The sequence below is a fragment of the Roseivirga sp. genome, assembly GCF_965216855.1.
Lineage (GTDB): Bacteria > Bacteroidota > Bacteroidia > Cytophagales > Cyclobacteriaceae > Roseivirga.
Genome location: NZ_OZ244204.1, coordinates 3,920,665 through 3,934,952, shown reverse-complemented (window position 1 = coordinate 3,934,952; position 14,288 = coordinate 3,920,665). Strand labels below are relative to the sequence as shown.

General features: G+C 42.8%; 11 protein-coding genes. 6 read left to right on the top strand and 5 right to left on the bottom strand.

The genetic code is table 11. The features are described 5' to 3' along the window. Positions 1 to 173: 173 nt before the first annotated feature. Positions 174 to 2,546 carry an ABC transporter permease gene (locus ACOOEY_RS17335; protein ID WP_420385988.1) on the bottom strand — a complete coding sequence of 791 codons (2,373 nt, stop codon included), beginning with the start codon at positions 2,544 to 2,546 and terminating at the stop codon, positions 174 to 176. Between the two features lie 163 nt (positions 2,547 to 2,709). Between ACOOEY_RS17335 and ACOOEY_RS17330 the strand changes: the two genes are divergently transcribed. Both ACOOEY_RS17330 and ACOOEY_RS17325 read left to right on the top strand, forming a co-directional pair. Beyond that, positions 2,710 to 4,086, top strand: a complete 1,377-nt coding sequence (locus ACOOEY_RS17330; protein WP_420385987.1) for a sigma-54-dependent transcriptional regulator — start codon at positions 2,710 to 2,712, stop codon at positions 4,084 to 4,086. 107 nt (positions 4,087 to 4,193) lie between these two features. Beyond that, the gene (locus tag ACOOEY_RS17325; RefSeq protein WP_420385986.1) at positions 4,194 to 5,546 is read left to right on the top strand and encodes a sensor histidine kinase; all 1,353 of its coding nucleotides are present in this window, start codon (positions 4,194 to 4,196) and stop codon (positions 5,544 to 5,546) included. Between the two features lie 56 nt (positions 5,547 to 5,602). Here the strand turns inward: ACOOEY_RS17325 and ACOOEY_RS17320 are convergent, their stop codons facing one another. Then, positions 5,603 to 5,977, bottom strand: a complete 375-nt coding sequence (locus ACOOEY_RS17320) for a winged helix-turn-helix transcriptional regulator (protein WP_420385985.1) — start codon at positions 5,975 to 5,977, stop codon at positions 5,603 to 5,605. 305 nt (positions 5,978 to 6,282) lie between these two features. Here ACOOEY_RS17320 and ACOOEY_RS17315 point away from each other — a divergent pair, with 305 nt between their 5' ends. Next, entirely contained in the window at positions 6,283 to 6,807 is a 525-nt protein-coding gene (locus ACOOEY_RS17315) for a GNAT family N-acetyltransferase (RefSeq protein ID WP_420385984.1), read from the top strand. 59 nt (positions 6,808 to 6,866) lie between these two features. Here ACOOEY_RS17315 and ACOOEY_RS17310 read toward each other — a convergent pair whose 3' ends face one another. Beyond that, positions 6,867 to 7,616: an HpcH/HpaI aldolase family protein gene (locus ACOOEY_RS17310; RefSeq protein WP_420385983.1), complete on the bottom strand. Its 750-nt coding sequence runs from the start codon at positions 7,614 to 7,616 to the stop codon at positions 6,867 to 6,869. A gap of 113 nt (positions 7,617 to 7,729) precedes the next feature. On the opposite strand from ACOOEY_RS17310, the gene ACOOEY_RS17305 reads away from it, so the two are divergent. Then, on the top strand, positions 7,730 to 9,358 hold the full coding sequence (locus tag ACOOEY_RS17305; protein WP_420385982.1) for a hypothetical protein: 1,629 nt from the start codon (positions 7,730 to 7,732) through the stop codon (positions 9,356 to 9,358). Positions 9,359 to 9,420: 62 nt separating this feature from the next. After that, the gene (locus tag ACOOEY_RS17300) at positions 9,421 to 10,665 is read left to right on the top strand and encodes a cation:proton antiporter (RefSeq protein WP_420385981.1); all 1,245 of its coding nucleotides are present in this window, start codon (positions 9,421 to 9,423) and stop codon (positions 10,663 to 10,665) included. Positions 10,666 to 10,672: 7 nt separating this feature from the next. Here the strand turns inward: ACOOEY_RS17300 and ACOOEY_RS17295 are convergent, their stop codons facing one another. Together ACOOEY_RS17295 and ACOOEY_RS17290 are read right to left on the bottom strand one after the other, a co-directional pair. Continuing rightward, complete coding sequence (locus ACOOEY_RS17295; protein WP_420385980.1) at positions 10,673 to 11,266, bottom strand: DinB family protein; 594 nt, start codon at positions 11,264 to 11,266, stop codon at positions 10,673 to 10,675. A 113-nt stretch (positions 11,267 to 11,379) separates the two neighbouring features. Further along, a complete protein-coding gene (locus tag ACOOEY_RS17290; RefSeq protein ID WP_420385979.1) occupies positions 11,380 to 12,555 on the bottom strand; it encodes an MFS transporter in 1,176 nt (391 codons plus the stop codon). 138 nt (positions 12,556 to 12,693) lie between these two features. Between ACOOEY_RS17290 and ACOOEY_RS17285 the strand changes: the two genes are divergently transcribed. Then, positions 12,694 to 14,286, top strand: coding sequence for a glycoside hydrolase family 43 protein (locus tag ACOOEY_RS17285; protein ID WP_420385978.1), 1,593 nt, complete (start codon positions 12,694 to 12,696; stop codon positions 14,284 to 14,286). The last annotated feature ends 2 nt before the right edge of the window (positions 14,287 to 14,288 follow it).

Genomic DNA, 14,288 nt, shown 5'->3' with positions numbered 1-14,288 from the left:
GCAATTTTGATTCAGCCTAATACTAAAGACGTGCCAAGACTATAAACATCTATAATACAGATACTTACAAATCAATAATGAAAGCTTAACCGAAAATTTAGTTTGTTTTTAATACATCTGACTGTTTGTTTTTGATACAGTCATTTTCTGTAAGCCATCCATTGACTTCAGTTCTATTCCTCTCTCAGAACGTCAACCGGATTGGTGAAAACTGTTTTCAGTGATCCTGCCACCACAATGACTAAAACGGTCATCAGAGCTCCTACTGCTAAGACAATAAACGGCAGATAACTGAATGAAACACGGTAGGCAAAACTGCTTAACCACTGCTTAATCAGGATAACTGAAAGTGGAAATGCCAGAACCATAGCTACTGCCAGTAAGCGCAATAACTGCAGGTTCAAGGCACCCAAAATATTCACAATTGGTGCACCCAGTACTCTTCTGATACCTATTTCCTTAAACTTCTGGTTAACTAAGGCTGCAATCAGTCCTATGAGCCCAAAGACTGAAATAATGACCGCCACCACGGTAAAGAGATTCACAATGATGCCCAGCTGTTTATCTTGTTTAAAGATCTCTTCGTATCTGGTCGTATAAGGTTCGGCTACCAGAATTTCATCAGTAAACTCTGAATAAATCCGGTTTACCTCCGTCAAAGCTTCATCATAATCACCATGGTATGAGATATATAAATTGGTTGAGTATGGGGCATAGATGAGTGCTACGGGTGCAATCTTACTTCTCAAATTGTCGTAATGAAAATCCTTCAATACACCAACAATGGTCATTCCGTTGTCACTGAGGTTGTGGAGTATCTTTCTACCTAGTACGTCACCGCCCAACTCCCTGGCTAACGTTTCATTAATTAAAACCGAGCCTTGTGTTTCATCTCTTTCAGCATCGAAAAACCGACCTTTCACCAACTCAAAGCTCAATGCCTTAGGGTACCCTTCATCTGAGATAACATAAGATACAGTCATTGGATTGATGGCCTCTCCATCAATCTTATTGAGGGTTGAGAGGTTCATTTTAGTAAGCTCAAAGTGGGTAAACCCTGCATATTCAACCCTGGAATTGCTTTTCAGGCTATTCAGAAAAGCATCCTTGTTATGACCTAGCTGAAAACTGGAATTATCTACCGTTATCACATTATCAAGGTCGAAACCTCTGTCTATTGTCAACCCATAATTGAATTGCTTTGAGATGAAAACAGCAAACAGAATAAGCCCAAGGGACACCACTAACTGAAATACGACAAGGGTGTTCTTAAACCAACCATTAACCGGTCCGGTGGTGAACTTACTCTTAAGCCCCTTCGTGGGTTTAATCTTCATTAAGAAGGTAAAAGGAAACACCCCTGAAATAACACCCTGAGCCAGAGCCAGTAGAGTAGCAACCACTAATACTTCCTGATGATTGAGTAATGAAGTCGCATAGTGCTCAAAGTAGTTACTTAACAACAACTTCATAGACAATTCTGCAATCCACAAACCAATAATGAGACTGCAAATGCAGTAGATAACGGACTCCAGAAAGAACAAGATGGAAACCTGAGACTTGGTGGCACCCAGAACTGATCTGATGGCTACTTCTTTGAACCGCTTCTGTGCTGAGGTAATGGACAGTGTTATATAGTTGATAGATGCCAGAATTATGATAAGCACTGCAACAAGGGAAAGTATATAGATTACCTCATAATCTCCATTCTGGGACGCCTCATAAGTCAGGTTGGACTCTAAATGAATTTTCTCCAGTGGCATGATCAAACGATTGGAGGAGAACCCCTCCCTGAACTCTTCCTGACTTCTCCCATCTCCATACTGAATATAGTCTCTGTCGAAGAGAGACTGATCCACCATTTTATTCAGTTCATCTAAGTCATAGTTTTGTTCCGTCTTGAAATAAGAATAGAATGAAGTAAAAGAATATCTACTCTTTGCACTCTCTAAAAAGTCTTCAGGAAAAGTGGCAATAGCCTCTATAGGAGTTGAAACGGTAGAAGGTAAATCCTTAATAACGGCTGTAACCTCATAATCACCCTCACCAATCTGATTGGAAATTCTCAGTACTTCTCCTACAGGATTATTATCTCCGAAATAAAAGGCTGATAAGGATTCGGTGATTATTATACTATTCGGCTTACTCAGAGCCCGTGCACCATCTCCATAGACATATTGATGTTGAAAAACATTGGTGTAGCCATCGGTTGAATAATAAAAATTCTGAAGGACATTTTGCTTTTGGCCCTTTACCAATTTGGTCTTTTTAGAGCTTAACATGCTGGTGACAGACTTTACAGCAGGATTAACCCTCTTAAGTTCGTCCAGATAAGCCATCGAATAAAAAGCATGAGACCTGGTGCTCACCCGGTATATCTTCTCGCTTTCCTGATAATATTTATCGAAACTTAATTCGTTTCTAACGTAAAGAAAGATCAGGATAAACGTAGCCAAGGCAAATGACAACCCAACCAGGTTGATGGCTGCAAATAGCTTATGCTTTAAAGTAGATCTGAAGACGGACTTAAAATAGGTTCTAATCATAAAGAGTGTTTTGATTCTTAAAGGTCTGCGCTGAAAATTCAACATTCATGCCACCAGATACATTTGACTGGCAATCAGTTATTTGTATTTATTCTGTAGAATACCTGAATAATAATTTGTTTGTTTTTAATACATTTAACCGTTTGTTTTTGATACAGTATTTATGAGTAAGATTGAAGCGAAGATTCTGGTAGTGGATGATGACATTGATGTGCTAAACACTGCGCGGATGTATCTTAAGCAGCAGTTTACACTGGTACAGATAGAAAACGATCCGGAGAACATACCGCTCCACTTCGAAAGGGAGTCATTCGATGTGGTGCTACTGGACATGAACTTTAAGAAGGGTGAAAACGATGGGTCGGACGGACTTCACTGGCTTAACCGAGTTCTGGATATTGACCCTAATGCCATCGTTATATTGGTCACCGCTTATGGTGAATTCGATCTGGCCGTAAAAGCCATTAAGGCAGGGGGTACAGATTTTATTACCAAACCATGGAAGAATGAGAAACTCTATGCTACCATCACCTCTGCCCTACAGCTAAGGCGAAGTAAACTGGAAGTTGATCGACTGAAGAATACCACCAAAAGCATCACGAATGATGTAGATCAGAAGTATGCTCATTTCCTGGGAGAGTCATTACCCATGCAACGGGTGTTCTCTCTGATTGAAAAGGTTGGACCAACCGATGCCAACGTCTTAATTCTTGGCGAAAACGGAACCGGCAAAGAACTGGCAGCACGCGCATTACACAAAAAGTCAGAGAGAGCAGATCAGGTATTTATCAAAGTAGACCTCGGATCAATCAGTGAAACACTCTTTGAATCTGAACTTTTCGGTCACGTTAAAGGTGCTTTTACCGATGCCAAAGAAGACAAGCCGGGCCGGTTTGAACTGGCTCAGGGTGGCACTCTCTTTCTGGATGAAATAGGTAATCTCTCCCTCCCCCTTCAGGCCAAATTGCTCTCCGTTCTACAACAGAGAAAGGTGAGCCGGGTGGGATCCGGTAAAGAGATCCCTGTTGACATTCGCCTGGTCTGTGCCACCAATATGCCCCTTTACGAAATGGTGGAAAGCGGAGAATTCAGGCAGGACCTATTATATCGCATCAATACCGTAGAGCTCAAAATGCCGTCACTATCTGAGCGCACAGAAGACATTGACCTGTTGGTAGAACATTTCCTTAATGTGTTTGGCAAGAAGTACAAGAAGGCCAATATGCGCATTGACACAGGCACCATGAACAAGCTGAAGAAGCATCTCTGGCCGGGTAATATCCGTGAATTGGAACATGCTGTTGAAAGAGCTATCATTCTCTCTGAGGGCAATAAGCTAGGCCCTAATGATTTTATGTTTGGTCCTGCCAAAGGCAATGTAAAAAGCAAGGAGGATGAAAACCTCAACCTGACGGAAAACGAAAAGCGGCTCATATTGAAAGCACTCGATAAGCACAATGGCAACGTCACACGTGCAGCAAAAGAGTTAGGTCTCGATCGACTGGCACTCTACAGAAGAATGCAGAAATATGGACTCTAGACCTTAGATATCAGATGTTAGCATTTAGATTTAATTTGAGAAGTTTATTTAGCTGTCGAGCGATTAAGGTGTTTGGCCAAGTCATCAATCAAAAATCATAAACCGAAGTGGTATCTAAGAGATTTGCCTTACTGGTCATTATCCGCATTGTGTTGCTCATGCTCACCATGACGGCCCTGGCATTTATTTTCGCCCGCACCGAGCTTTTCTTTAACCAGATCATTCTGTTGGGTATCATCATCATTCAGGTCTCTGAACTGATTCGCTTTATTACATTCACCAATCGGGAAATTGCCAAACTACTGATGGCCATCCGTTACTCGGACTTTTCCATTTCCTTCAGGGGTAAAAAAGGTGGCAGGTCTTTTCAGGAACTGCAAGATGCCTTTGTGGAAATCATTGAGGCCTTCAAAAAAGTGAGTGTAGAAAAAGAAGCTCAGTTCAAGTTTCTTAAAGTCATTGTCGATAACATCAAAGTGGGTGTTCTGGCCATTAAAGAAGATTACTCCATTGAGCTGATGAATAAAGCAGCTCAGGATTTATTAAAGACATCTACCCCGAACTACTGGAAACAGTTTCAACAATTGCAACCTGCCTTTGCCCATGAAATCGATGATATGGAAGACAATGAGCGCAGGCTGATAGAGTTGGTCATTAAGGGTGAAAAACAGCAGGTATCCGTACAGATTAACCGACTCAAAATCCTCAACTACCGATATACCATTCTCACCTTCCAGGATATTAAAAGTGAAATTGAGCAGAAGGAAATTGAAGCCTGGCACAAACTGATTCGCATCCTTACCCATGAGATCATGAATTCTGTGACTCCGGTTACTTCCCTATCGGAAACAATGCTCATGATGTTGGAAGAAAAAGGGCAACCTAAGCCATTGGAAGACCTCTCTGAAGAGACGCTGGAGGACCTGAGGTTCTCTTTGAAAACTATTCAAAAACGAAGCGAAGGACTACTTCACTTCGTAGAAGATTATCGTAAACTCACTCGCATTAAGGCACTTCAACTGGAAAATGTCAGTGTAAAAGAACTGCTGGAAGACAATGCCAATCTATTACGAATGGAGTTTGAAAAAGCAGGGGTCGGGCTTAAAGTTCAGTCTGAAAGTGAGTTGAAGGTTCCGATGGACCGCAAGCTGATCGATCAGGTTCTTATTAATCTGCTCACCAACGCCAGACATGCCACAGAAAAGGAAGAGAATCCACAGGTAGAAATTAAAGCCTATTCAACCAGGTCTCAGGCTATCATTGATGTAATTGACAATGGTATGGGTATCGATGAAGCCAAAATGGATCAGATATTTATCCCATTCTTTTCTACCAAAGAAGAAGGCTCGGGTATAGGCTTGAGCTTATCGAGACAAATCATGCAAAAGCATAAAGGCAACCTTACAGTCAAATCTCAACCCGGAGCGGGAGCTACTTTTAGTTTGGTGTTTAAGGTTTAGATCTCTTCTCAAAGGAAGATACCATAAGGCCCATGTCCGGGCCAAGCAGATTCGGTTTATGCGATGCTAATAAGTCGTCCGTTAATCTCAGCATAATTAATTCCCCATTCCGTTATTTTCTGAATCACAGGAATAAGACTCTGTCCCGTATCCGTAAGTGAGTATTCTACCTTGAAAGGTGGTTTCACGCCATACTTCTTACGTTCGATGAGTCCATCCTCCTCCAATGCAGAGAGTTGAATACTCAACATCTTATCAGTGATGTCCGGAATAAGCGATTTGACTTCTGAAAAGCGTAGCTTTCCATTCCTTAGGTACCAAATAATTATAGATTTCCATTTCCCGCCAATGAACCGAAATCCAACGGCAGTACCACAATGGAAAACCTCACCATCAACCTCATACGCTCTGTGCTCTTTATCTAGAATCATAGCATTATTTTATACTGTCAATTTTGACAGTTATTGGATTTCAAAACTAATAAAATCAGCTTTGTACTATAAAAAGTATAGTATAAAAATGACCATATATGACCTTATTGGTTATCTGGGATTAACCCTAAACCTTTACTCCATGTATACCAAGGGAGAATATAGGCTTAGGCTTTTTTCAGCTCTGGCAAATTCCATCTATGTAATATATGGTTTGTTGATATCCGCCATGCCTATCCTTATAGGTTGTGCCATTGCGATTATTCTTCATTTATATCGATTAAAGCAACTAGAAGCCAAAACTCATGCTACAGATTCGCCAAGCAACCATAAATGATGCTATAAGCATTGCACTACTCGGCAGGGTTACATTCAATGACACATTTGGTCATTTGTTTTCAGATCATAACGACCTGCTGGACTACCTTGAAAGAACATTCTCAGTCGCGAAAATCAGCAGCAGTCTGGAAAAGGATAACAATCAGTTTTTCATTGCTTTCTACAATGACCTTCCGGTGGGTTATGCAAAACTCAAACTGGATTCTACCTCAGAGTTCCTGCCTTCCCAAAAGGTTTGTCAACTTCAGAAAATCTATGTCCTGAAAGACTTCCTATCCAAGAAAATCGGGAAGGCATTGCAGGACTCTCTACTGATTGAAGCTCAAAATAAATCCTTTGAAAAGATATGGCTTTCAGTATATCATGAAAACAGCAGGGCCATTAGTTTTTATGAGAAAAATGGATTCAAACCAATCGGCACACATGGCTTTCAAATCGGAAAAGAGTACTTTGATTTTATCGCCATGGCCAAACCCTTACAGAACGGTTAATGATCGGATAGCCTCTTTTTGGACGGTGGAGGTTCATCCCGGCCTTTCTATCAGAATTCTTAGCCTCTTAATCCTTTTAAAATACCCTGCGCTTGCGCGATCAGCCCTCCCGAATCAGTTCCGCAGGTGATGAGTTGATAGCCCTTCTTTTGCTGATACGGCCTCACAGATTCGGGTGTAGTTCCAAAGTAGCCCATTGGCATAGATACCTCCTGACAGGCCTGTTCCACTTTCTCAATCGCTTCTCTGACTTGCGGGTGATCTACCTGACCTGCTAAGCCTAAACTGGCAGAGAGGTCATAAGGCCCGATAAAGACCACATCGATCCCCTCTACACTCAATATGTTATGGATTTGATTCACCCCTTCAAAATGCTCTATCTGAATCACGACCATAGTTGATTCATTCGCCTTCTCGATGTATTCCTGAAAGCTAAGTCCATATCCCTGAGCCCTGGCAGCTCCCACTCCCCTCACTCCCTGAGTCGGGTATTTGGCATACGATACGATTCGTTCTGCCTCTTCGGCCGAATTGACCTTGGGTACAATGATCCCTTCTGCACCGATATCCAGTACTTTCTTAATATTCGATTCACTGACCTCCGGCACCCGGACTAAAGCGCCACAGTCAGACCGCATGGCTTGCAACATCCTTTGCAGTTCCATAAACCCATGAGGTCCGTGCTCCAAATCAATAAATAACCAATCGAAGCCAACCTGGCTCATCATTTCAGCAATTTCAGGCGAAGGCAAGCTGAGCAAAGTACCAAGTAACTGGTCACCGGACTGAAGGCGTTTCTTTAGATTCATGGGTTTAAGATAAACAGCTTTTGGCAAGAATGGGCTTCCACTAAAATCATTTAGTATGACCTCATGAATTGCTTCTCAAGTCCCTTTGTCTAAAAAACAGTATCTTCAAATCAATGAGCAACACATTGCGCACCTTCCTGGCTATTGCTTCCATTGTGCTCATTTCTGTGTTTATCTTCTTTACATTCTTTCTGGAAGGAATTCTCAAAGAACAGTTGAGCTCCAGACTGAAAAAGACCTTTGACAATTATTACTCCGTTGACTTTGAGAGCTCAGAAAGCCGAATCTCCTGGTTCAGACTGAGCATTACCTTCAATGATGTGGAATTCAAAACTGATACGAGCAGAAATGAACTGGTCAGGCAATACCCTGTGATTTTCTTTAGGGCCAAAGCCTTTGAAGTCACCGGGGTTCACATGCTGGATGTACTACTCCAAAGAGACTTACATATCAGCGAAGTAAAGCTGCAGGAACCCAACCTCTTATCTCTGATCCCTGATAGCAGGCCTGTGCAAAAGTCTTCGACCGAAGAACTTTCCGGGTCCAAAAGAATTACCTCATTGACTTTCGACCAGCTATTGATTGAACAGGGACAGGCTGCTCTGGTCTGGTTACAACACCCGGAAGATACTCTCTATGCCGGCAGGAATCTTTCGCTCGAAACCCAATCGTTTGAACTGCCGCTAGACAACAGCTCAGGTCAGGTACTCAAAAACATCCATTTGAAGGATATGAAGATGTCTCTGAAGGATGTCATATTTATACCTCGCTTCTCACCCTATCGCTTTGCTATTGCAGAAAGTAGTCTGAGTCTTTCAGACAGTTTATTTACAAATGCTGGCATAGAGGCTTTACCCAAACGAAACCTTTATCAGGCTAGTCTGAAAGCTGATTACAGAAAGACATTCTTCAACATTACAGCGGATTCTCTCAATATCAATCAGGCTGATTTTAACGAACTGATCAGAGGGAATACTATTCAGGCCAAACGTCTTGACCTGGTCAGTCCTTCCATCACCCTATTCCAGAATATGAACCTGCCACGTGATGAACAGGTTGAGAAACTCCTGCTTGGAGAGCTGGTCAATCAGGTACCTATGCATCTGGATATAGACACATTAGACATCATCAACCTTGAGTTACGTTATGAGGTGCTGGCCAAAGGACAGACAAAAACAGCCCGGGTTAACTTTAGCCAAATGGATGGACACTTCGCCAATATCAGGAAAAATGATACCCAAAAAGACACCATTAAGGTGGAGCTTTCCGGTCGGTTCATGGAGGCCGGAGACATCTATTTCACTGCCCAATTTCCACTCAACACGCCTCGAAATCATACCTATTCGGGGCATATTGCCTCGATGCCCTTTGCCAGTTTCAATCCTATCTTTTCCAATCTGGGTAAAGTGAATATAAGTGATGGTGCTATTAAACACATCTACTTCACGGGCACATGTGATCAGTTCAATAATCGCGGACAGATGATTTTTGATTATGAAGGACTGAAGCTTCAATTCAAAACCAAAAGGGATAGAAATGCCTGGTTGAAAACAGGTCTTGCCAATTTACTGGTCAGAAATAACAGCGGTACGGAAGCTTCAGGTCAAACTGAGAGTGTAGACTATCACTATGTGCGCCCTCCCTACATTGGAGAACTGGGCTTCATTGTGCATGGCATCACTGATGGAGTTGCTCAGGTAGTACTTCCTAAGCCGGCCTACCGGCTGTTCCGCAAAAAATAGCGACTACAAATTGCCATTTCTCACAGACAGTCAATATTTTCGAACAACCTAAAAGCTAATCCATGGATGTTTTCGCCATCATTACCATTCTCACCGTACTCTCAGCGGCCTTTGCTTTCATCAATACCAAATTTCTGAAGCTGCCCTTCACCATTGGTCTGATGATTATTGCCATGTGCTTTACGCTGGTAATTGTATTGATTGGCCAGTTTGAACACAGCATATTGGATAGATCAAAAGAGCTGATAGAGTCTATAGACTTCAAGACTGTACTGCTGGAGGTAATGCTGAGTTTTCTGCTCTTTGCGGGTGCGCTGCATACCAAGCTCGATGAGTTGGCTAAGCACAAAGCCCCCATTATGCTGTTTGCGACTCTTGGTGTGGTCATTTCCACTTTCATTGTGGGCGGCATATTCTACTATGTGGCAATGGCTGTTGGCCATCCGATAGACTTTATCTACTGTCTGCTTTTTGGCGCCCTCATTTCACCTACCGATCCCATTGCCGTATTGGGTATATTAAAAGATGCGAAGGCTCCCAAGAAGCTGGAAATCAAGATTGTGGGTGAGTCACTTTTCAATGATGGTGTTGGTGTAGTGGTGTTTCTGGTCATCTTCGCTATCGCTCAAAAAGGCATTGCAGCTGTAGAAGCTCAGGAAGTGGGCTTGCTCTTCTTTGAAGAAGTCTTTGGAGGTATTGCCCTGGGCTTGATATTGGGTTGGTTAGGCTTTCAGATTATGAGAACCATTGACCATTATGAGACTGAAGTAATGATTACCCTGGCCCTGGTCATGGGCATCTATTCAATTGCACATTATGTACATTTCTCAGGCCCCTTGGCTGTGGTGGTAGCGGGTATATTTATTGGCAATAAATCACCGGAAATTGCCTGGTCACAAACCACTCAGAACTATGTCGATAAGTTCTGGGAGCTGATCGATGTCTTCCTCAATGCCATTCTTTTTGTACTAATCGGTTTTGAACTCCTGATTGTTGCCATCAATGGTGAATATATTCTGCTGGGTCTCCTGGCCATACCAATTACCTTATTGGCCCGATACATCGCCTTGGCAGGCCCCATTATGATCTTCAATAAGAAACTGGAATTCATCCCCAGAACTGATGTAATCATGACCTGGGGAGGTATCAGAGGTGGTATTTCCATTGCCCTGGCACTGTCCCTTCAACCTGAAATGGAAAGAGAGCTCTTTTTAACCGTTACCTATGTAATTGTTGTCTTCTCCATTATTGGCCAGGGACTTACTATTGGGCCTTTGGTGAAAAAGATACTCTCTTCAAAGAAGTAAAAGCCTGTCAGTTTTCTCTAACTGTTCCTTCCAATACACCAACATTGGATGAGAATGGATTACCGGCTCCTCGTCTCATGAGTACTACCTGCCCTACATGCCAGAGTGCATCTGAGAGTGGTCCGTTTAATACATTCCATACAGGATACTCTCGGGAATTTCCGTCAGGATATTTGAAAATCATGTCGAAGTTTTCGAAATCACTGGCATCGGATTTCTTGAGTGTTTCACTGGCCGTTTTAATGAACTCAAGGGTCTGGTTCCTCTTTTCTTCGAAGTTTAACCGGGACAGATCGACATCGAAAGTAGTAGGTTCACCTTTAATGGCATTCATCACAATTCTACTCAGCGACCAGATATGGTCCAGCGTTTCAGCCATGGTGCGTCCATCTTCATTGGCCTTATAACTTAGGTTATCGCTGGTTAACCCTGCTGTAGCCCAGTAGTACCTGAACCCAAGACCATCGACCATTCTGGCCATCACTGTTCCAGCATTGTAAGTGCCTGGATACTCAGGGATTTCGTAGTAATAATCGGTTTTATTCTGTGCCTTGAGCAGGATAGTCGCCAAGAGCAGCGAAGTCATTAAAAAGTATCTCATAGTGTTGGTTTTTGATCCAATAAATATGACGAAAAGAAATATCTGTAAGCTGAATTCGGAATTACCTTTTCCGTTCAATCCTGTTCAAGCTTAATGAAAAGGTGAATTGTAAACTAGCCACCAACAGCCAATCTTTTCCTTTTGGCTTGTTGACGGACATACATAATGAATAGCGCCAAAAAGACTCCCATCAGGGCCATAACTGCTCCTACCAAATCAGCAGAGCTAAAGCCATATCCCATGGCAATCGGAAGTCCGGCAAAATAGGCTCCCGAAGCATTCCCCATATTGAAAGCGCTTTGATTTAGTGATGAACCCAACATCTCAGACCCCTTCGATGACCTGATCATGGTCATTTGAATGGGCGCTGCCAGACTAAAGGCTATGGCTCCGATGAGGAAAGTCATTAGCAAGAGTGCAATCTTATACTCTGCCACCAGCACATTAACTATCAACGCTACTACCATCAGGCTAAGAAAGATAATCACGGCTTTGATCGGTAGTATTCTATCGGCCACTTTAGCCCCGATGACATTTCCGGTAGTCATCCCAACTCCCGCCAGAATCATGATATACCCAACCTGATGCTCTTCGAAACCTGCCACTTCTGTAATCAGTGGAGCGATATAACTGTACCAGGCAAAAAATCCCCCTGTGCCTATGGTCGTAAGAATAATGACCAGCCAGGGCTCCAATCTTTTGAGTAAGCCAAGGTCTTTGAGAATACCTTGTTTGGAAGCTCTGGGAAGTACAGGCATCCAGAAATAGATAGATAGCATAGCCAGCAAGCCAATAAAGCCAACTATCAGAAAGGCTATGTTCCAGCTAAAGTGATGCCCCAGATAGGTTCCTAATGGAACTCCCAACACATTGGCAAAAGTGAGTCCGCTGAACATCACGGCCATCGCCTGAGCCTCTTTCCCCTTAGAAGCCAGTTTACCTGCCACTACGGCCCCTATTCCAAAAAAGGCTCCATGTTGTAAACCTGAAAGGAATCGTGCGATCAGTAACGTGGTGTAATCGTTGGCAAAAGCAGACAGGGTATTGAATACGGTAAACCAGAGCATCAACAATAGCAGCACACGATGTGAAGCCCATTTACCTCCCAGACCTGTCAGAATCGGAGCTCCCACTACCACTCCCAGGGCATAAGCAGAAATGAAATGTCCGGCCTTGGGGATGGATATATCAAGGGCTGCTGCCACATCAGGCAAAATGCCCATAATGACAAATTCAGTCATACCGATACCAAAGCCACCAATGGCCAGGGCAATAAGGGGTTTCTTCATGAAATGCGCGTCTCAGTTTAAGGTCGAGTTGGGTAAACTCTACCCGAAAGAAGTAAAAGCAAATGGCATTAGGAAAAGTTTCTTGAAATTAGACTATCTCTGGAAGTTGGAGTAATTGGTTTTCAGTATTTTGCTTGAATGAAACGCGTACTTATCCTATTTCTTTTAAGTCTTAAAGTTGGACTTTATGCTCAACAGGTAAACCCCAACCCATGGGTTCAGGCCCCTGACCCCAATGCCAAAATCACCTACACCAATCCCATAATTTCAGGCTTCTACTCAGACCCCAGTGTTTGCAGGGTTGGCGAAGATTACTATTTGGTAACCAGCACGTTTGAGTACTTTCCGGGAGTACCTGTTTTCCATAGTAAGGATCTGGTAAACTGGGAGCAGATAGGTCATGTCATTCATAGAAGGGATCAGATTCCTAATAACCTGAATACCTTTGCAGCTACCATCCGCTACAATGAGGGTATATTTTATATGATTACCACCAACATCAGTGAAGGAGGTAATTTTTATATGACAGCTACTGATCCTGCCGGTCCCTGGTCGGACCCTATCTGGATAGACATGCCTGAAATTGATCCTGACCTTTTCTTTGATGATGACGGCAAAGCTTATGTAACCACTTCTACCTTTGAAATGGCTGAACTGAATATTAAAACAGGTAAGGTGGGGGAAAGAAAAAAGATTTGGAATTCTACCGGAGGACGATACCCCGAGGCTCCACACATCTATAAGAAAGATGGATTTTATTATCTCATGGCCGCTGAAGGAGGCACTGAAGAAGCACATATGGTTACCATTGCCAGAAGTCATAATATTTGGGGACCATATATAGATAATCCCGCCAATCCCATTGCAGCACATGCCCGTATTCCAGGTATGGGTAAACCGATTCAGGGCATCGGTCATGCCGATATGATTCAGGCTCATGATGATAGTTGGTGGATGGTGATTCATGGCTATAGAAGCATAGCAGGTTATCCTCCACACCACACACTGGGCCGGGAAACTAACCTGGTACCAGTAGAGTGGCCCAAAGGTGGCTGGCCAGTTGTGAATGGAAACGGCTCGGTAGATATTGAAATGACCAGCCCTACTCTACCCTTGAAACCATTCAATGCAAAACCTACCCGTGTTGAGTTTAAGGAACCAGAGTTGGGCTTTGAATGGAACTATAAGGGAGTCCCGAAGGCTCAAAACTTTATTCTTAATGCCGAAAATGGCACCCTCACTCTCAAAGGATCTGCCAGTAGAATAGGTGAATCTAAGCCAACTTATGTAGCCAGAAGACTAACAGATATTGCTTTTAGTGCCACTACTCGTCTGAACTTCGAACACAAAAGTGATAATGAAGAGGCTGGATTGGTGCTCGAGAACAATAATTCTCATTTCGACCTCATGATTAAAAGAAAAGGTAGAAAGAGATACCTGGTGGTCAGGCTTCAATTTGGTCAAACAATTTATGAGTCCAAAGAAGTAAGTCTCGGTCCAGGTTCAGTTGATTTGAGAATCGAAAGCAGCAATGGATCAGATTTCATTTTCTCCTACAGTCAGAATGGAAGTGATTTTAAGATCATAGAAACGGCCGATGCTAAATTTCTGAGCACAGAAACTGTAGGGTGGTTTACCGGAGTTTATGTAGGACTATATGCCACTGGCAATGGCTCTACCTCCAAGGCAGAAGCAGTTTATGATTGGTTTGAGTATAAAAAGAACGATTAAAG

Excerpts from the sequence above, each read along its gene's own strand:
- ACOOEY_RS17310 (WP_420385983.1), bottom strand. The coding sequence starts at position 7,616 with ATGAATCTAAAGAAACGCCTTCAGTCCGGTGACCAGTTACTTGGTACT.
- ACOOEY_RS17305 (WP_420385982.1), top strand. The coding sequence starts at position 7,730 with ATGAGCAACACATTGCGCACCTTCCTGGCTATTGCTTCCATTGTGCTC.
- ACOOEY_RS17330 (WP_420385987.1), top strand. The coding sequence starts at position 2,710 with ATGAGTAAGATTGAAGCGAAGATTCTGGTAGTGGATGATGACATTGAT.
- ACOOEY_RS17295 (WP_420385980.1), bottom strand. The coding sequence starts at position 11,266 with ATGAGATACTTTTTAATGACTTCGCTGCTCTTGGCGACTATCCTGCTC.
- ACOOEY_RS17315 (WP_420385984.1), top strand. The coding sequence starts at position 6,283 with ATGCTACAGATTCGCCAAGCAACCATAAATGATGCTATAAGCATTGCA.
- ACOOEY_RS17320 (WP_420385985.1), bottom strand. The coding sequence starts at position 5,977 with ATGATTCTAGATAAAGAGCACAGAGCGTATGAGGTTGATGGTGAGGTT.
- ACOOEY_RS17300 (WP_420385981.1), top strand. The coding sequence starts at position 9,421 with ATGGATGTTTTCGCCATCATTACCATTCTCACCGTACTCTCAGCGGCC.
- ACOOEY_RS17290 (WP_420385979.1), bottom strand. The coding sequence starts at position 12,555 with ATGAAGAAACCCCTTATTGCCCTGGCCATTGGTGGCTTTGGTATCGGT.
- ACOOEY_RS17335 (WP_420385988.1), bottom strand. The coding sequence starts at position 2,546 with ATGATTAGAACCTATTTTAAGTCCGTCTTCAGATCTACTTTAAAGCAT.
- ACOOEY_RS17285 (WP_420385978.1), top strand. The coding sequence starts at position 12,694 with ATGAAACGCGTACTTATCCTATTTCTTTTAAGTCTTAAAGTTGGACTT.